20 protein-coding genes and 2 tRNA genes are annotated in these 18,009 nt (G+C 40.5%); 6 read left to right on the top strand and 16 right to left on the bottom strand.

Translation table 11 applies throughout. The features are described from left to right. Positions 1-2: 2 nt before the first annotated feature. The 12 genes from IPF86_02485 to pilM all read right to left on the bottom strand — a co-directional run bounded on the left by IPF86_02485 (position 3) and on the right by pilM (position 10,828). The gene (locus IPF86_02485; GenBank protein ID QQR49934.1) at positions 3-629 is read right to left on the bottom strand and encodes a prepilin-type N-terminal cleavage/methylation domain-containing protein; all 627 of its coding nucleotides are present in this window, start codon (positions 627-629) and stop codon (positions 3-5) included. A gap of 1 nt (position 630) precedes the next feature. After that, positions 631-1,272 (bottom strand): prepilin-type N-terminal cleavage/methylation domain-containing protein, encoded by a 642-nt coding sequence (locus IPF86_02480; GenBank protein ID QQR49933.1) that lies wholly within the window; start codon positions 1,270-1,272, stop codon positions 631-633. Further along, positions 1,269-1,976: a type II secretion system protein gene (locus IPF86_02475; GenBank protein ID QQR49932.1), complete on the bottom strand. Its 708-nt coding sequence runs from the start codon at positions 1,974-1,976 to the stop codon at positions 1,269-1,271. Before IPF86_02475 ends, IPF86_02480 begins: the two co-directional genes overlap by 4 nt. A gap of 36 nt (positions 1,977-2,012) precedes the next feature. Next, entirely contained in the window at positions 2,013-2,804 is a 792-nt protein-coding gene (locus IPF86_02470) for a prepilin peptidase (protein ID QQR49931.1), read from the bottom strand. 117 nt (positions 2,805-2,921) lie between these two features. Beyond that, positions 2,922-3,455, bottom strand: a complete 534-nt coding sequence (locus IPF86_02465; GenBank protein ID QQR49930.1) for a type II secretion system protein — start codon at positions 3,453-3,455, stop codon at positions 2,922-2,924. A 140-nt stretch (positions 3,456-3,595) separates the two neighbouring features. Beyond that, complete coding sequence (locus IPF86_02460; protein ID QQR49929.1) at positions 3,596-4,801, bottom strand: type II secretion system F family protein; 1,206 nt, start codon at positions 4,799-4,801, stop codon at positions 3,596-3,598. 4 nt (positions 4,802-4,805) lie between these two features. Continuing rightward, positions 4,806-5,864, bottom strand: a complete 1,059-nt coding sequence (locus tag IPF86_02455; GenBank protein ID QQR49928.1) for a PilT/PilU family type 4a pilus ATPase — start codon at positions 5,862-5,864, stop codon at positions 4,806-4,808. Positions 5,865-5,940: 76 nt separating this feature from the next. Beyond that, positions 5,941-7,677 carry a type II/IV secretion system protein gene (locus IPF86_02450; GenBank protein QQR49927.1) on the bottom strand — a complete coding sequence of 579 codons (1,737 nt, stop codon included), beginning with the start codon at positions 7,675-7,677 and terminating at the stop codon, positions 5,941-5,943. Positions 7,678-7,695: 18 nt separating this feature from the next. After that, positions 7,696-8,328 (bottom strand): hypothetical protein, encoded by a 633-nt coding sequence (locus tag IPF86_02445; protein ID QQR49926.1) that lies wholly within the window; start codon positions 8,326-8,328, stop codon positions 7,696-7,698. A 2-nt stretch (positions 8,329-8,330) separates the two neighbouring features. Beyond that, a complete protein-coding gene (locus IPF86_02440) occupies positions 8,331-8,903 on the bottom strand; it encodes a hypothetical protein (protein QQR49925.1) in 573 nt (190 codons plus the stop codon). Between the two features lies 1 nt (position 8,904). Next, entirely contained in the window at positions 8,905-9,621 is a 717-nt protein-coding gene (locus tag IPF86_02435; GenBank protein ID QQR49924.1) for a hypothetical protein, read from the bottom strand. Between the two features lie 76 nt (positions 9,622-9,697). After that, positions 9,698-10,828, bottom strand: a complete 1,131-nt coding sequence (gene pilM, locus IPF86_02430; protein ID QQR49923.1) for a type IV pilus assembly protein PilM — start codon at positions 10,826-10,828, stop codon at positions 9,698-9,700. Between the two features lie 36 nt (positions 10,829-10,864). On the opposite strand from pilM, the gene IPF86_02425 reads away from it, so the two are divergent. Then, a complete protein-coding gene (locus IPF86_02425) occupies positions 10,865-11,515 on the top strand; it encodes a ComF family protein (protein QQR49922.1) in 651 nt (216 codons plus the stop codon). Between the two features lie 7 nt (positions 11,516-11,522). On the opposite strand, the gene IPF86_02420 is transcribed toward IPF86_02425, so the two are convergent. The 3 genes from IPF86_02420 to guaA form a co-directional block, all read right to left on the bottom strand. Continuing rightward, entirely contained in the window at positions 11,523-12,536 is a 1,014-nt protein-coding gene (locus tag IPF86_02420; protein ID QQR49921.1) for a HAMP domain-containing histidine kinase, read from the bottom strand. Further along, positions 12,487-13,152 carry a response regulator transcription factor gene (locus IPF86_02415; GenBank protein ID QQR49920.1) on the bottom strand — a complete coding sequence of 222 codons (666 nt, stop codon included), beginning with the start codon at positions 13,150-13,152 and terminating at the stop codon, positions 12,487-12,489. The genes IPF86_02420 and IPF86_02415 overlap by 50 nt, the downstream gene beginning before the upstream one ends. A gap of 85 nt (positions 13,153-13,237) precedes the next feature. Next, entirely contained in the window at positions 13,238-14,773 is a 1,536-nt protein-coding gene (guaA, locus tag IPF86_02410; GenBank protein QQR49919.1) for a glutamine-hydrolyzing GMP synthase, read from the bottom strand. A 155-nt stretch (positions 14,774-14,928) separates the two neighbouring features. Between guaA and IPF86_02405 the strand changes: the two genes are divergently transcribed. From IPF86_02405 to IPF86_02395, 3 genes are all read left to right on the top strand, one after another. Beyond that, positions 14,929-15,013 (top strand) — tRNA-Ser (locus IPF86_02405). 186 nt (positions 15,014-15,199) lie between these two features. Continuing rightward, a tRNA-Ser gene (locus tag IPF86_02400) sits at positions 15,200-15,286 on the top strand. A gap of 148 nt (positions 15,287-15,434) precedes the next feature. Further along, a complete protein-coding gene (locus IPF86_02395; protein ID QQR49918.1) occupies positions 15,435-15,884 on the top strand; it encodes an NUDIX domain-containing protein in 450 nt (149 codons plus the stop codon). Between the two features lie 276 nt (positions 15,885-16,160). On the opposite strand, the gene IPF86_02390 is transcribed toward IPF86_02395, so the two are convergent. After that, entirely contained in the window at positions 16,161-16,679 is a 519-nt protein-coding gene (locus IPF86_02390) for a hypothetical protein (GenBank protein QQR49917.1), read from the bottom strand. Positions 16,680-16,770: 91 nt separating this feature from the next. On the opposite strand from IPF86_02390, the gene IPF86_02385 reads away from it, so the two are divergent. Together IPF86_02385 and IPF86_02380 are read left to right on the top strand one after the other, a co-directional pair. Continuing rightward, positions 16,771-17,526 carry a HAMP domain-containing histidine kinase gene (locus IPF86_02385; GenBank protein QQR49916.1) on the top strand — a complete coding sequence of 252 codons (756 nt, stop codon included), beginning with the start codon at positions 16,771-16,773 and terminating at the stop codon, positions 17,524-17,526. Positions 17,527-17,635: 109 nt separating this feature from the next. Continuing rightward, a complete protein-coding gene (locus IPF86_02380) occupies positions 17,636-18,004 on the top strand; it encodes a response regulator (GenBank protein QQR49915.1) in 369 nt (122 codons plus the stop codon). Positions 18,005-18,009: the final 5 nt, after the last annotated feature.

Below are 18,009 nucleotides of genomic sequence, written 5' to 3'. Positions count from 1 at the left end.
TATTATTCTTGAGTTCCCCCGGTTGAAGGCGCGTGGTTTGGTTCCCAATTAAAAAATACAGTTTGGTATTTGATTGATTTGGTAACAGTACCCTGAAGCCAGCTGACCGTACTTGTTACCAAATACCCATCGCTTTGGTCTGCTTGCTGCAACGATTCAATTTTTATTGTTCGGGTATATGGGGAGAACGTTTGCCCTGTGGGAATTTGGCAGGATGGCCCATATCCATAATAGACATAACTACTGCTTTCAGTATAGAGCGTAACCGGTACCTGACACGTCGATCCTGTACATGGACAGATAGCAAGTGTCGCGGGATCAATATTACAACCTGTACTGCAAGCACCAGTATTGGTTACTGTTTTAAAGGTTTCCCATCCACCTCCTGTTGTATTAGAAAGCACCATACTGTCTCGAAGTCCGCGCATAAGTTCAATCCCCTCCTCAGCTAGATAGGATGCTGTCATGCGGTTTTTCGAAAAAGTTGCATTAGCAGCACCAGATGCAGATACACTAATCAAAAAAATAATTGATGTTGAGAAAATAACCAATGAAACCAAAGTCTCGATAATGGTAAATCCTTGATTATCCGAACATTTTTTTATTTTTTTATTATATACGCTTTGCATTTTAATTAGTTATTGGAACTAAATCACAGGTAGTATCACAATTAATCTGTCGTTCAGTGACGGTTGTTTGTATGGCAAATGGAGTTTTGATATCTTGAAAAACTATTTCACCAACTAACCGTATTGTTACCATTGGTTGGAGGCCCGTAAGATTACTAGCATTAACCACATTGAAACCAGATGATTTAAATATATGCACTTCAGCTGGCGTCAATATTTGATCTTTCGATTGGTCGGTACCTTTACCTTTGATAAGCTGATAATAGTTTCCGACTGACTGCATTCGATACACGACTTGATCAGACAAATCCGCAGTATTGCCTCCAACTGGCTCAAAAGCAAAAGAAAAATATGGCTCGGGAGTGCTTGATGTAATTGGGCAATCATTTGGGATATTAATCGCACTTGCTGCATAAATATTGCAATGGTAGAGAGTACCAAGTCTGATATTTCTCGTCATATCCTCCATGATGAAATCAATATTATCAAGCACATTACGGGTGGCTTGGCTTTTTTTGTGCAATTTGGTGACATTAAGTACCGCACCAATACCAATCGTCATAATAATAGAAAAAAGTGCGACAGCAATCATAATTTCGATCAAAGTAAATGCAGATGTATCTTTTAGTTTGTTATGCATCATAAGGTAGAGCCGCCATTAGGAAATAAATTCTTTGCATCACCATCAACAACGCTGATTTGTCCGATTGGCCAAATAATAATCGTCTTCTTTAAGCCTTTCGCAGATTGAATAACAATCTGAGCACCGCCCGTCGTTAGCGGTACAGCAACACCAGCAGTCTTTGTTCGGAATGTCGGATCAGGAAATGGACGTGAGAATGTAACTGAAAGATTCTTGTATGTACATTTACCACCACCGTCACAAAGGGAAACAATAGTATCAGAAGATTGGATCGTTGTTACTCCCAAACATTCATTACCTGAAGCACCTGGGTTATTGCAGTTACCGTTTAAAATACCGTCCGGAGTAATTCCGACCGTACCAATATCTCGAAAGTAGTTAAATTTATTCTGGTTGCCAGATGTTGTATCAAAATTAACACCATATGAAGGCGCCTGGCCAGCAATAAACCCACTCGACAAGCTACCTGATATGGCATTGGTCTGGGCTTTCTTAATAATGAGAGCAATATCTTGCGCCAAATTTTGCAATGTCACGTTACTAGAAAAAGAGCCAAATTGAAAAAGTACGGTACTTGATATTGCACCAACAATTGAAAGTACAACGATAAGCTCAATAAAAGTAAGCCCGCGATTATCACTACCTGCAATCGCAAGCTTTGATTTTAAATATTTACCTAGTAAGTGGTATGCGTTATATATCATTGTATATGCTTGAAATTTTGCATCCAAGCTGTATTGCTATAGTGAAAAATATGGGAAAAGTTGCACAAGGCACGTACCGAAAGCATACATAATAAAAGTTCCCAGTACTAAAAACGGCCCAAATGGCACTTCACTCTTCATAGTATAACGTTTTTTTCTAAAAAATAATAAGACGATCGCAACTAACGCTCCAGACCAAAATGCAATCATAAGTGCTGCGATTCCCATTGCAATACCAAGCAAAAAACCAATACCAATCATAAGTTTAATATCCCCAAATCCCATAAGCTTGCCATCTGAGAAGTACCACAACAAGAAAAACGGTAATGGCAAGAGTATGCCACCCAAGAGATGCCAAAGCTCAGGCACTGTTATACCAGCTGGTGAAATGAAAAGATTAAGAAAGGTGAGCGCTATAAATAAGTAGCACAGCCGATTTGGTATGATCATATGCTTAAGATCATAGACCGATATAACAATAAGTAGACACATACAGAAAACAGCAAATAGGAGCGGAGCTAGAAACTGCCATAGTGTAGCACCTGGCATATAGTACTTTGCTGCAAGTGCAACAAATACTAGCCCTGTTATTGCTTCAACGATCGGATACTGCCAGGCAATTTTGCTTTTGCATTTTGTACAGCGTCTATGTTGAATAACAAAACTCACAATCGGGAGTAATTCATACCAGTGAAGTGTTTTGCCACATGACATACACATTGATCTACCACCGAGCCCCTTGCCAGTTTGAAAGCGGTAAATAACAACATTGAGAAAACTACCAATGAGTGTACCTAATATAAAGAGAGCAAAATAATAAAGTAACATATACAAGTAATGAGAATATATGATTAAAACTATATGAAGTATAGCATAGGTTGTATACAGATAACCAAAACAAAAACCGCATAAGCGGTTTTTGTTTTGTAATAATTCAGATAGATATTATATACAAGCACCTGTGGTTGTACTGATTGCATTCAAAACGTTTTCACCTGTTGCATAGGTATATCCTTTGCCTTGACCAGTACTATCGACACACCATGCATCAACTAGTGAATTACCAGCACCAGCACCATCTGAAGTTTTAAGCTTCACTGCAATAGCCCAAGCTGTAGCTGTGCTCCAGTATCCACAAGTGTTTGTGCCACCTGCTTGCGCAGAAGCCTGAGTTACAGCATTGAACACATTAGCGTCATTGATAATAGAGAAGATATTGGCTGTGTTTGTACCAATTGTTGCAGTACAAGCTGTTACCGCAGCTGTGATACCAGTACCTTTTGCATACTGACTACCATTTGAGTCATAAAAGAGCTCATTTTGTGCACGAACATTTGTCAGGTTAGCTTTGATCGCTGCATCAGCACCTTTACTTCGGGCTGAGTTAAGTGATGCCAACACAACTGACGCCAAAATACCAATGATCGCAATAACGACCAAAAGTTCGATAAGTGTAAAACCTTTGTTATTCTTTTCCATAATAAATTAACTTTTGTCGCCAACCTCACGATAATAATAATGGGTGATGCTGGCAAGACTTACTTTGTAATGGATTTATTTTAGCATGGATACCTAGAATGCCTGTAAAGGAAGGGCTGTGGATAAGTTTAAGAATATTTTTATTGTATACCGCCGGCGATATTGTAAATCGGCATAAGAACTGAGGCCAATAACACACCGACAGCAAGACCAAGCGCCACAATCATAATCGGCTCGATAAGCCCAACCATAGTATCAACAGCATCATCAACTTCGCGCTTGTAAAACTTCGCCAAGGTTTTGAGTATTGAGCCGAGTGAACCAGTTTCTTCACCAACTTTCACCATTTGCACAAGTATCGGTGGCATCATGGCATGCTTTGCTAATGCATCAGAAAACGAGCTACCTGCTTTGACGTCTTCTTCTGCTTGTTTCATAACAGCAGCATATACTCGGTTCCCAACCACAGCCCCAGTGATTTCGATTGATCGAACGATTGAAATACCTGAAGAAAGCATAGTATCCAGATTGTCAGCAACTCGTGCTAAATAGAATTTAGTGAAAACTTTGCCGATAATTGGAAATGAGAGTTTAATCCCATCCAAGTATTGCTTGCCAGAGTCACCTCTTGAGAGATACCAAACATAGCCAACTCCCATTGCAAGGATAATAAGGACAAAGATGCCGTAATGAACAAAGAAGTCACTCATGGCAATAACCACTTTGGTATACAAGGGCACTGTTTGCCCACTTTCTTTAATAATTTGTGACAACTTTGGAATAACCACGGTAAACATAATCCCCATCACCGCAAAGAATGTAAATATGACAAACGCTGGATAAATCAATGCATTTTTAGTCTTTGATGCCAGTGCATAGTTTCTATCCAAATAATCTGCCAAGAAATTAAATGTTTGGGTAAGCTTCCCAGACTCTTCACCAGCTTTAACCATGTTGACATAGAAATCTGAGAAGACATCGGGGTGTTTTTCCATTGCACCAGAAATAGAATAACCAGCCTGAAGATCGTCAACAAGCTGCGTAAGCTTTTTTGACAAGAGCGGATTCTCAACATTCGAAGCGAGAAGTGAGAATGCCTTGAGTGCTGAAACTTGCGCCTCAAACAATGTTGCAATCTGACGCGATAGAATTACGACGTCTTTCACTTTCACCTTCTCAAAGAGAGACATCTTCAATCCTAATTTCTTATCTTCTTCACCTTTGATCGAGACAACCACAAAACCTCGGCGCTGCAAGGCTGCAATAGCCAGGTCTTTTGTGCGAGCTTCAATAAGTCCTTCTTTATTTTCGCCTCCTGTGGTAACGATTTTATATTTATATTGCATGTGATTATGCCAAGCGCTCCAAGTTCTTTGGATTAAATGAATAGAGGTACGCATTGTCCATCGTGATCTCCCCTGCCCGAACGAGCTCTAGCAACGATCGGTTCATGTCAATCATGCCTTGCTCATAACCAGTTTCAATAACAACATCGATTTCATGTGTGCGTTTCTCACGGATCAAATTTGATACTGCTGTATTGTTTATTAAAAGCTCATATGCCGGCACGAGTCCACCGGTGATTTTTGGGATAAGACGCTGAGAGAATACACCCAAGAGAGACGACGCGAGCTGCACGCGAATTTGATCTTGCTGATTACCAGGGAATGTATCTATAATACGATCAATCGTCTGGGATGCATTGTTGGTGTGGAGCGTCGAAAGTACAAGGTGGCCAGTTTCTGCAGCACTGACAGCGGTAGCTATAGTCTCATGGCTTCGCATTTCACCGATCAAGATCACGTTAACATCTTCACGGAAAATCGATTTGAGTGCAGTATTGAAATCTTTGGTATCTATACCAATTTCACGTTGATCAATAATCGCATGTTTTGGTTGATACATGTATTCGATCGGGTCTTCGATAGTGACAATATGCTCTGCGCGTTCATTGTTGATGAGGTTAATCATCGAAGCTAGCGTTGTAGACTTGCCTTGTCCCACTGGGCCGACAACCAAGAAAAAACCTTGTTTTTTTCTAGTAAATGTTTCAATGATAGCTGGCAGATGAAGTTCTGCGAGTGATTTCACTTCAGGGATAAGACGAAGTGCGATTGCTACAATACCTTTGGTATAAAATGCATTACCTCGAAGTCTTGCTTGTCCTTTGAATTCATAGGAGAAATCAACTTCTTGATTGACTAGGAAGAGCTTAAACTTTTCATCCCCCAAGAGTACATTCAAAACTCCTAATGAATCTTCTTTCGTATACACATTTCTCTTGACGAGGAATATCAACTGCCCTGCTACGCGAATAGCAGGGTAACGCATGCCTGCAATATGCAAATCTGATCCGCCTTCGCGGATGAGAGTAGTTATGAGTTCATCAACTTCTTTTATGTAATCCATACTTTTTCAATAACTCTTTTCTCACTACTGTAGTAAAAATAAATATACGTATATAGTATAGCACTGGTTCTTCATTTTATAAATCATTATAGATTTCTTGGAACGGTAGTATACCCTGCAAACTTTTGATAATCGCATCTTCTTTCATCGTGAGCATACCTCGACTCCTAGCGGATTTATAAATTTCACTTTCAATCGGACTCGTCAATATTATGTGCTGCATTTCTTTATCGACTGCAAACATTTCAAATACCGCCATACGATCATGGGTACCATTGGGACATTCTGGCGACGGCACGACTTCGTACATAACATTATCGGTTGGAATTTGTTTTTTAGCTTCTTCTGGTAAATCAGTAAATTCTTTAGCCATAATTTGTCGCATCGTATCATCCATTGGTACTTGCTTGCGAGAATCTGGGCATACCACACGAGCTAGACGCTGGGCCACAGAGAGGATAAGCGTCGGCGCGATCAAATAAGGATCAACGCCCATATCAATGAGACGCGGGATAACACCAATTGCATTGTTGGTGTGTAGTGTTGAAAACACTAAATGACCAGTCAATGCAGCCTGAATAGCGAGCTGAGCAGTTTCTTTATCACGGATTTCTCCAACCATGATTATGTCAGGGTCCTGACGCAGTATGGATCGAAGGCCTGAAGCAAAGGTATAACCGATTTCAGGCATGACTTGGGATTGGTTAACATCTGGAATTTGATATTCGACTGGATCTTCAAGTGAGACAACATTTTGTTTCTCGCGATCTATTTCATTTAACATCGAATAAAGCGTTGTTGATTTACCAGACCCAGTTGGACCAGTAATCAAAATAAGTCCATACGGACGCTTCAATGCACCACGAACAAGACCCATATTGCGCTCATTTAAGCCAAGCTGATCAAGCGTCTTAACACCTTTTTCCGAATCCAAGATACGCATAACAACTTTCTCGCCATAATATGCAGGAAATGTTGAGACACGAAATTCAACTTTTCTACCAGCAATTTTTGTTGCAAAACTACCGTCTTGAGGCTTACGCTTTTCATCTAAGCGAAGCTTCGCCATGATCTTGATACGCGCAACGATGCCGGCATAAACATTGAGCGGCAAAACAAGACTTGTATGCAGTGTTCCATCAATACGGAAGCGGACTTTAACTTTATCACCTGTATTTTCGATATGGATATCAGATGCATTACCTTCAGTTGCATGCCGGACAATAACTGCCACAATTTTTATAATCGGCGCTTCTTCTATAATCTGCTCTTCTTGTCCCGGTTTGAGCGTGTTTTGTATTTTATTATTTTCGATTTTAACATCCTTGGTATCTACATCAGCAAGCTCAGAATCAATTTCGGAGATCGCTTGATCAACTTCTCCACTCAGCCCTTTATAATTATTTAAAACTGCTTCAAAATTCTTCTTTGTAATCAAAAAAATCTTGTAGGGCACCCCAAGCTTAGAGGTGATAAATTGCAGCGCATCAATAGCCTCAAAATTATCTGGCTCAACAACACCAACTTCCAAAACACCAGCAGTAACTGCAAGCGGCACAAACATATAGTGCTTTGCTGAATCTTCAGGAATATATTTCAATATTTCAAAGGTAACCGATTTTGGGTCAACAGTTTTTGTGGGAATACTGTAATACGCTCCCTTTAGTTCAAGAAGTTTTTGAGCCTCAAGTCCAAGCTCCAAAAGCACTGCATCAATATCACCTGCATGCTTTTCATCTGCAAGGCGTGCTATTTCATTAATTTGATTTTCTCGAATAAGACCCTGGGTTGCGAGGTTGTCTAAAAAAGTCATATAAATTCAAAATGATCACTAATTAAGTCCAGCACTTAAGGTCTTGAAGGAGATAACGCTTCCATACACTATTTGACCATCAATCTTTGCTGCCGCTTTTACATAGTAGGTTGTCGCTGGAGACAATCCTGCAATAGTAGCTGTAAATGGTACCGTACTACTAGTTTGTTTTACCGTAACCGCACCTAATGTCTGCGTCAATCCCCATTCAAACCATCGTTCGGTGGCAATCATACCACTTGCAAGTACACCATTTGCAACAGCAGATGATTGTGTTGTTTGAGTAACAGGATTAGTCGTAATTTGGACTGTTGGGACAACAGTACTCTCTGAAGTATCAGCCCCAATTGGTGCAAAAGGATTTGCACGCCCCTGATTACCTAATTGCACAAGCGTTATACTATAATCTTTCAAGCTTGTGAAAGATGGATTGGAGAAAATATCTCCGTTTAGTTTTATTGCCTGCATGTTAAGTAGCGTATTGAGAAAATCTTCTCCAACACTTGTGCCTGTAGTCTGCATCTCTGGAGTTTCGCCAACAGTAACCAAGGTATCGGTTGAATCTTTCTTACCAGAAATAAAGGTGTATGCCACAAACAAAATCCCAGCGACGACAATAAAAATTATTATTTTTTTGATAATCTTTCCCATAGTTAATTCTTAAGCCAATAGGTACGAATTTTAAAATTAAAGATGTACAAGTCTTTATCACTAATCGCATCAAACGATATACTTTGAATATCAACAATGCGTAGCCCTTGCTCAATATCTTTTAGAAATGTATAAAAATTCTCGTAATTCGTCTGAACGGCAAATGACATATCAAACAGACCGTATTCCTGGTCCTGGAGCGCAAGTGCGGCACCACCTTCATCGATTGGCTTGCCTGATGCATCTTTCTTAAGAGTTGGACTGACACTGACATTCGTAAGTGACATGCCATACTTGGCCGCAACAGAATCGATTTCAAGAATAAGGCGAATATTGTCGACATTGTCAGGTAATAGTTTGCGCAACTGCTCAATTTGTTCTGGAGAAAATTCATTATACTTTGCTACCAGCTCATCTCGCTTTTCTTCAAGTTGTTTGGCATTGGCAAGTGCCTGACCAAACGCTGCTTCTTTGACTTGTAACTCTTTGACCTCTTTATACATTGGATTGGTTACCAATAAGAAAAGCCCAATCGCAAGGGAGACTAGTACAGCTGGGAAAATAAAGCGCAACATACTAGTTGGTGGTTGTACTATTAGTTGGTAATGCAGGTGACGGCTGTGCTGGAGAAAGTATTGGTTCTGCTGGCACGGTTATTATAGTGTTTTCTGGAGCCTGAGGTATGCCAGCTTGACGATTAATCATTTCTTGATATGAGACAAATGATCTATCAACTGAAAAAGTGAGATGAAAATTTACTTTACCAAATGGATCAATCGTTAAGCTAGAAAAGACAGGGTCTTTGATATATTTATTTTGTGAAAATACATCTGCCTGAAGCGCGATTGGTGTATAACCACTTGCAGATTGACCGTCCATATTAACGACGACATCTGTACCAAGCGTAGTATCAGACTTGCCGATATCATAATCAAATTTAGTATACCTGATCGTCTTTAACGTCAGAGCTTGTAATGAATCAAGCAAGGGGCTTACAATCGTATGTCCTGCAAGTAACTGATCAGAACCGTTTATCCTCCTATCGAGCGTCTGTAAATCATTGATAAGCGATGGTTCAAAGCGTGATTTAGCGAGCTCAAGCTGATTTGACATATCATCTACGCGCTTGACGAGCACTGCATGATAAAAATACGCACCTGCTGCGGCTGCAATTGATGCAAAAAATATGATCGTACCAATAAATACAGTGAGCGAAACTGGCTGAGACGATTGTATTCGTTCTTCAGAAAGTGATTTCTTGGGTATGAAAGATGTTTGAGCTTCTTTATCCATTGAGAAGGAATAAACTAAAAAAATAAATAACTACTCTCATTCTAATATGCAACGTGTGCAATGTATAGTGTATAACCTAACTATTCTGCTCAAGTTGTCGAAGTGCGAGACCTGCAGCAACGGCAAATTCAGGTCCTGCACTCTCCAATACCTTATCGAGAAATGCTGGTGCTTCTACTTTATCAAATGGCTTGGCCAAAATGACTTCACTTTTAAATGCTTCCTGTGCCGCCGGCAAGAAACCTTTCAACAGTACTCCCCCACCTGTCAAAATAACCTTACTGATGGTTTTATTTTGTTCACGCTCATAATTTAAAATAACACTAGCTGTTTCAGATAAAATATAATCAATCGATAATTTGACGACTTGTGCAACGCTCGGATCAGCTGGGTTACCGAGGAGTCCAAATTCACGCTTAGTTTGTTCACCTTGCAAAAAAGTAACATTAAGCGACGTTGCGAGTGCACTACTAATATCCTGCGACCCGCGATTAATAGTATGGAATTTATGCACAATGCCATATTCAATAATTGAAAGCTTGGTTTTCATAGCCCCCATATCGATAATAAGCACCGTCGAGAGCTCATGATTGAAGCTACTTCGTATGCTCGAGAAAAGTTCAATTTCAAAAAAGGAAGCATCAAGCGCAGTAGACTTCACGATATCTCGGTATTTTTGAATCGTTTCATTATGAATTGCTGCAATAAGAATTTCTCGTTTTGCTACCATTGCCCCTTCGGTCGGACTTTCCTCAAAAGATTCCTCTTTCTTTGGAATAATCCACCAATCGAGGGAGACTTCAGTTATGGGTACCGGGATATATTTGCGGGCTTCAGTTGCAATGACGTTCGGCAATTCTTTTTCTGAAATTGATGATGGCAAGTTTATCAGAAACACCAAGCTCGAAGCTGCCGGGATTGAAATCGCACACTCTTTAGTCGTAATACTTGCTTCTCGAAGCACATCGGTAAGGGCTAGGCTTAATTTATCTGGCGGCAAATTAGTCGTATGACCAACTTCTACTCCAGCATACGGCCCAAGCGCGAGTGCGCCATAGGTTTCGAGGATTGCTTTTGCACCTTTGCGCCTAAGTTGAACAACTTTGATAGCGGATGAACCAATATCAATACCAACAACACTCTCGCCTTTATTGCCACTACTAAATGCAGACAAACCAGTTGATAAGATTTTTGAGAATGGATTCATATGAGAAAAATACGTATGTAGTATATCATATAGTATATGAATTTTTATAGGATGATTTTAGACATCATCTTCCCTACCTACTGCCTCTCGTGTAAGAAAAAAGGTGAATTTTTATGTTTTTCTTGTATTAGTAAATTTGATGAACCCAGAGAAAACAAAGATTCAAAAGCAACTAGTCTCTTTGATTACAGAAATCCAATAGTAAAGCATGCGCTTTGGGTCTTGAAGTATAAAAACAAACGTGGCATTGCAGAGAATTTAGGCAAAGCGCTCTATGAAAAACTCCTCGAGGAATACGTCGAGATAAAGCTCATCGGCAAAAGTAATCCGCCGATCATAGTTCCCATCCCCATTAGTAAATCTCGCAAACGCAAGCGCGGCTATAACCAAAGCGAGCTTTTAGTTCGAGCCATACTTGCATCAGATCATGAAAAATTATTCAAAAATGGTATCGGCATATTAGAGAAAATAAAAAATACTGAACCTCAAGCCAGGATCAAGAACCGACAGGAACGACTCAAGAACGTCGAAGGCGTTTTTGCAGCTAAGAAAAATATCTCACTTCTTGGTCAGACAATATTTTTGATCGATGATGTAACGACCACTGGTGCCACACTCAAAGATGCAACCCGTGCACTCAAATCTGCAGGAGCTAAAAAAGTCTACATGTTTACTGTCGCGCATTAAGTAATTGTTAGATATTTGGAAAACTTATTACTACTGTCGTCCCTTTGCCTAATTCACTCTCTATATTGATCGAACCATAATGACGGTCAACTATCTCTTTGACGATAGCAAGACCAAGCCCAGTACTTAATGTTCCATCATGCGTATCGTTTGCTCGGAAAAATGGCTGCAAAATAAATGCTAGTTTATCTTTTGCAATGCCCATGCCCGTATCAGCAAAAGTAATAGTAATAGTACCAAGATCATCTCTCTTAATTTTGACCGTAATCGTATCTCCTCGTTCACTATATTGGATGGCATTATTCAAGATGTTGTAGGACATCTGCAAAAGCGCTATGTTATCTCCCTGTATTGTGATATCCGTAGCTTCTGCAAAGACATTCGCAATGATTCCCTTTTCATCCAGAAGCGGCTGCAATTTTTTCACAGCAGCAGTAACAACATCAATTAATGGAACACTTGCTGTAGTCATAGTATTTTCTCTCTGCCTTGCAAGATCAAGAAGTGTATTAGCAAGTGTCGTCATATCATTGACTTCGACGAGCACATTTTCGAGTGTCTCTCGGGCGAGACTACTTGGCATTTTTTCATTACGAAGTGCAACTTCAATATTTGTTTTCATAACAGCAAGTGGTGTGCGGAGCTCATGGGAAGCATTAGCAACAAAACGCCGCTCACGATTTATAGATTTTCGTACTGGGGCAAGTGTTCGCTCGGTCAAGAGAAGCCCTATGACAATAACAAAACCAAGCACGACTAGATCAGCAAAAATAATTCGGCTTTTGAGCACTTCGTTTGCCTTATCAAGAATGAGTATTTGCAATATGGGATCAGCAACTTGCTCACGTATCGAAGTTCCAAGCTGTGTTTGAATGGAACTAAAAAGCAGATAACTAAAAGTACCCAGAAGCACGACCGTCGTCCCCGTATAGAGAAGCATCAACTTTACCCGGGCAGCAAACAGTTCATCATTATTCCATTTTGTAACCAACACCGCGAACGGTCGCAATAAGTGTTCCATTGTCATGTAGTTTTTTTCTGATATTTTTGATATGCACATCGACCGTATTTGAAAGGGTTGAGTCAGCAAAATCCCAAGCATGGTCATACAGCGTATCTCGAGTAATGACTTTACCACAATGACGCATCAAGTATTCAAGCACCATAAATTCTTTAAGGGTAAGAGTTATTTCTGTATCATCTTTTGTAACTCGATGCTCTGTAGTATCGAGTATGATATCTTGCACTTGTAGTTTATTTTCTTCTAACTGTTTTGGTCGGCGCATGAGTGCACGCACACGAGCAACAAGCTCTTCGAATGCAAATGGCTTGGCGAGATAATCATCTGCCCCAGCATCAAGACCGAGTACTTTGTCATTGGTTGTATCGAGTGCAGTAAGCATAATAACAGGAATCGTGACATCCGCTGCACGCCAAAACCTGCAAATACTAACACCATCTTTGCCAGGGAGCATACGATCGAGAATAACCAGATCGTACTCAATCGTGTTTAACAGTATTCGCTTCTCAGCTGCTATTCCCTCGCCGAGCGTATCAACAGCAAAGCCTTCCTGCTCAAGGCCGCGCTTCATCACATCGGCAAGTTTTTTATTATCTTCGACAACCAATACTTTCATATCTCTATTGTAATACGCCCTCATGAATTATTCATGAAGATAATAGACAAAAAAAACTGCAACCAACGGCTGCAGTTTTGTTAATTTATTGAAATTCAGTTGTTGCTGGTGGCTTAGGTGTATAATCCCACCACACTCTGTTGATGAGCTCGTGCTTCGTCACTTCATTCGTAACGAGCTCCATAACACTTTCAGGAATGTAGAACGCCTTTGTTGTCATATAGTCAGAACTTTTGACCGGCCGCACAACAATAGCATACGAAAGAGATCTTGCACTACCTTTTATCCCTACTGTCTCTACCCCATTTAAGGCGATGACTAGTTGTGAGATATCATCATAGCAATTCTCTGTCTTAAGAATTTCAGTAATAGCATCATCCGCCCAACTGACAACTTCGAGTAACTTTTTCGTCACTGGAATTCCAAGAATTCGCAAATACTCACCAGGTCCTGGAAACGGTTTGCGTTCTGCGATCGCTTTATCTAGTCCGAGCGTGTGAGCAATAGCACGTACTTCATACTTGAACAGATTGCGAAACGGCATGATCTCAGGTATTGAGAACGCGAGTCCGACATTGTGATGAGTCTTAATATGCGAGGATTTGCCTGCATGCGCTGACTCAATAAGGTCTGTTGCGAGCGTCCCCTGTATCATATGCGTAATCTTCTCTTCGACAATGATTTTCTCAAATGTTTTTGCATATGCCTTCTGAAATCTTTTCCTCTTTTCTTCAGGATCTACTGCGTCCCCAATCGTTTCGAGAAAATAGTCGCTCGCATCAATGACACGAAGATCAATCCCAGCTATTTTTGCAACTTCACAAACATCAGCCACTTCATGCTTCCTCATACCGCCATGGTCAATAATACAGGCAAAGAGCCTGTTTTTTAATTTTGGCGATAAAATCCTTGCAAGTGTCATCGAATCGACACCGCCACTGACACCGAGAAGGGCCTTACCCTCGCCGATCGCTTCCAATGCCTCACTCTGTATGAATTCAATCGTCTGATCAGGTTTCCAATCGATATGACATCCCGCAAGCTCAACAAAATTTTTCAGAATGTGATTATTGTCTTCCGTCTGGATAACTTCCGGATGGAATTGTACGCCGAAAATCTTGTTCGTCTCACTTTGCATCCCTTCAATAACTTGTGAGGTACCTTGCTCTGATAGCGCAGTAATCGTAAAGCCTGCCGGAACTCGAGCAACAACATCTCCATGGCTTGCCCATACACGGAATTCATGAGTCAACCCCTCAAAGAGAACGCTCCTTGTATACTGCTTCACCTGTACACCTCCGTAACCTTTCTGTTTTTCATCACCACGGATAACAGATAATGTATCTAATAAATAAGAGATCAATTGCATGCCATAGCAGATGCCAAGCACGAAGTAATTTCCTTCCAAAAGATCTCGCGGAATGGTCGGTGCATTTTCATCATAGACGCTCGCATTGCTACCTGAAAGAATAACAGCCTTCGGCGAATGTTCTTCTAAATATTCCGACACTTTTTCGGGACTGATGACATACGACTGGTAACCAAGTTCTGATAAGGTACGCCTAATGACAAGCGTATACTGACAGCCAAAATCAACTATAAGAATCTGAGTTTTCTTCATTTGCAAAGAAGTTTAGTTGCACGAAACATACCATCTACTTTATGTATTGTCAAAAGAATATTTGGCAATCTTGAATGCAATAAAACATTGATTAAAATCAAGTTTTCAAAACTTGAAATAATATGCTAAATTAACCTCACAATTATATATAGTATGGAGACGTGTCAGAGTGGTCTAACGTACCTCCTTGCTAAGGAGGCAGGGTGAAAGCCCTCGCGAGTTCGAATCTCGCCGTCTCCGCAAAGTCTTTTAGCGAAGAGAAAAACTTTGCGGAGACGAGCAACGTGCCTGCGCACGTTGCGTGTGAGATTCGAACAGCGGAATCATATTTTTTCAGCAGAAAAAATGGATGAGCTGGTGACCAGACTTCTTTGAGTGGCGACGAAAAGAAAGTCGAGGGAGAATCTTGTTAAAAAAAAATATATTGGAGGCGTGGATGAGTGGTTTAAATCAACAGTTTACTAAACTGTCGACCCTTTACCGGGTCCGTGAGTTCGAATCTCACCGCCTCCGCTTGAGCTTCGCGAAAGCGCTGGCGAGCATGTGAACTGCTTCACATGCGGGTGAGGTTCGAAAGACTTTTCCGTACGAGCGTAGCAAGGTGGAAAAGTACCAGGCTCTGTAGGTAGCTGAATCTCACCCCCTCCGCATTTTTTAGAATATGCCAGAATTTTTTGTTACATATATAGAGGAGAACACAATCCTTCCAAAAGAGGAATTACTGAGCGCAGTATTTTTAGTTGCGATTGATGGATCCCAAATTCTTGCAATAGAAAATGAGAGGGGGTGGGATATTCCGGGTGGACATATTGAAAAGGGTGAGACACCTGAACAAGCTCTCATTCGTGAAGTACAAGAAGAAGCTGGGGCGACTTTTTCTCACCCGAGACTTTTCGCAATTGTGGAATCTAACACGCAAGGCAACTACAAAGATATGGTTATGCTAGTCTACACAACAAATGATTTCAAACTCGGCGAATTTACTCCGAGCGAGGATGCCCTGAGTAGAGAAGTAATACCTATTACTGAATTTTTGGAAAGATACACGCAATCTACGAACATGCGAGAACTTATTGCGCATGCTCAACAGGTACTTATGAACACCCAGTAACATCACCTCAGGTAAGTGCTATCTTAAAAAATAAAGATGCACCTAAATCAAAAACTTCCCCAATATCAAAAGCTAGCCTGGTTTACATGCCTATTCAGTGACGTTACTAATATACTCGTGTGTGAGATTCGAAAGATTTTTCGTTACAAAAGACTCTAAGGAATTTTGTCGAAAAGTACCCGCCGCAGTATCGGCGAATCTCACCGCCTCCGCAAGTAAAAAAGAAAAATAAAAAAAGCCTTATATAAGGCTTTTGAACTTTTCGATTATAGATTCCTACTTACGATGAGTAATAAACTTGAGGCAGTGGCGAAGTGGTTGTTCAAGCCATAGTGTTTCATTCTCGGCTGTAAATAATTCATACACAGAACCATTTTCTTTATCCCAGTCTGGATGTTCCTCTTTAATGATATCACTCATGTTTTTGGACAAGTCGAGAGATTTTTTCTCAGAACAATTTTGATCCACAGGAACACTCGATGTCATTGCCGTAAGAAGACCCATTAAAGGATATGCAACTCCCACACATGCACAGAGGTACCACAGTCCATGAGAATAGTAGTAACCCTTTTGGATAGTTGCGATATAAACATCAGGGTTATCGATATTCTTCTTTATCCACTGAAACCGTTTCTTTACAGTTAATGGAAAGCCTTCTAGTGTTAGAGGAGTTTCAAAGCTTTCGCCCTTTTTTAGAGATATTACGATCGCCTCATTTTTAAATATTTCTGAAAATATATTTCTGATTACCTCTTGTTTGTTGCCAGTGCAATCTGTAACTATGTTTATTTTCATACTAATGAATTTGAACCAAAATTAGCATTACGACAACTGTTTGTCAACTTATTCAGTAAAGAATTTATATCGTAGATGCTATACTATTTCCATGGAAGAAGAGTTGGCTAAACTTAAGAGCGAAAACGAGCGCCTGAACAAAATGAATCAGGTCAAAAGCGAATGGATTTCAATCGCAGCACACCAACTGCGTACCTCCCTCTCTGCTATCAAGTGGATACTCAAAATGTTTATTGATGGCGACTTCGGCAAACTCTCACAAGAACAAGACTCAATGATGAGCAAAGCATATGGCTCAAACGAGCGCATGCTTGCCCTCATCCAAGAAATGCTATCGCTAAATCACAATGACGAAGCGACACTTACCTACGATATCAAAGAGAATAACCTGATGGATATTATCGAATCAACGCTGTTTGACTTTACTGGTGAGTCATTCAAGAAAGGCGTCGAGATCGTATTTCTACGACCAGAAGAAACAATCCCACTTTTGCCTTTCGACAAGGAGAAAGTCCGCGTCGTCATCCAAAACCTCATCGAAAATGCTATCAAGTACAGTCGCAAAGGCGACAAGGTCTTCATCGGCATCCATGTCTATCCTGACTCAGTGAGCCTCACGGTTAAAGACACCGGTATTGGTATTCCCCAAAGCCAGCAAGAGCATATATTTGAGAAATTCTTCCGCGCAACGAATGCAAAAGAAAAAGAAGAGATCGGTTCAGGACTCGGACTCTATACCGTCAAAAATATCATCGCTGAACATGGCGGAACTATTACCTTTGAGAGCAAAGATAGCGAAGGGACAACATTTACGATAACGCTTCCCTTGCACAAGGCGTCCCACTAGGTGTATACTCGATACATATCCGAGAGAAACTGAGACTATACATCCGGAAACATATTCGTTATTAAATTAATTTATGTAGAAGAGGATATCCTTTTCTCACCACTACTGAATGCACAAGAAAATTTTGATTGTTGAAGATGATTCTTTCCTCCAAGGCCTTTCTGCTGGCAAACTTGCCAAAGAAGGTTTTGAAATAGCGACTGCTGGTAACGGCGAAGATGCAATCAAACTCGCCGATAGCGACAAGCCTGATCTGATTTTGCTCGATTTGGTGCTCCCTGGTATGGATGGCTTTACGACACTCGATAAAATAAGGAAAAATGCAGCCCTTGCTGCGACACCAGTCATTGTCTTCTCAAATTTGAGTGAAGAGAAAAACATCACCCATGCCAAAGAACTCGGTGCTACAGACTTCATGATCAAATCAAACTTTACACTTGATGAATTGGCTGAAAAGATCAAGAGCATTCTCAAGTAATTTTA

The organism is Candidatus Nomurabacteria bacterium (assembly GCA_016699085.1).
Taxonomy (GTDB): Bacteria; Patescibacteriota; Minisyncoccia; order Phycocordibacterales; family UBA9973; genus CAZLWF01.
The sequence above is the reverse complement of the archived record's forward strand: the minus strand, read 5'-3'. Positions and strand labels throughout refer to the sequence as shown.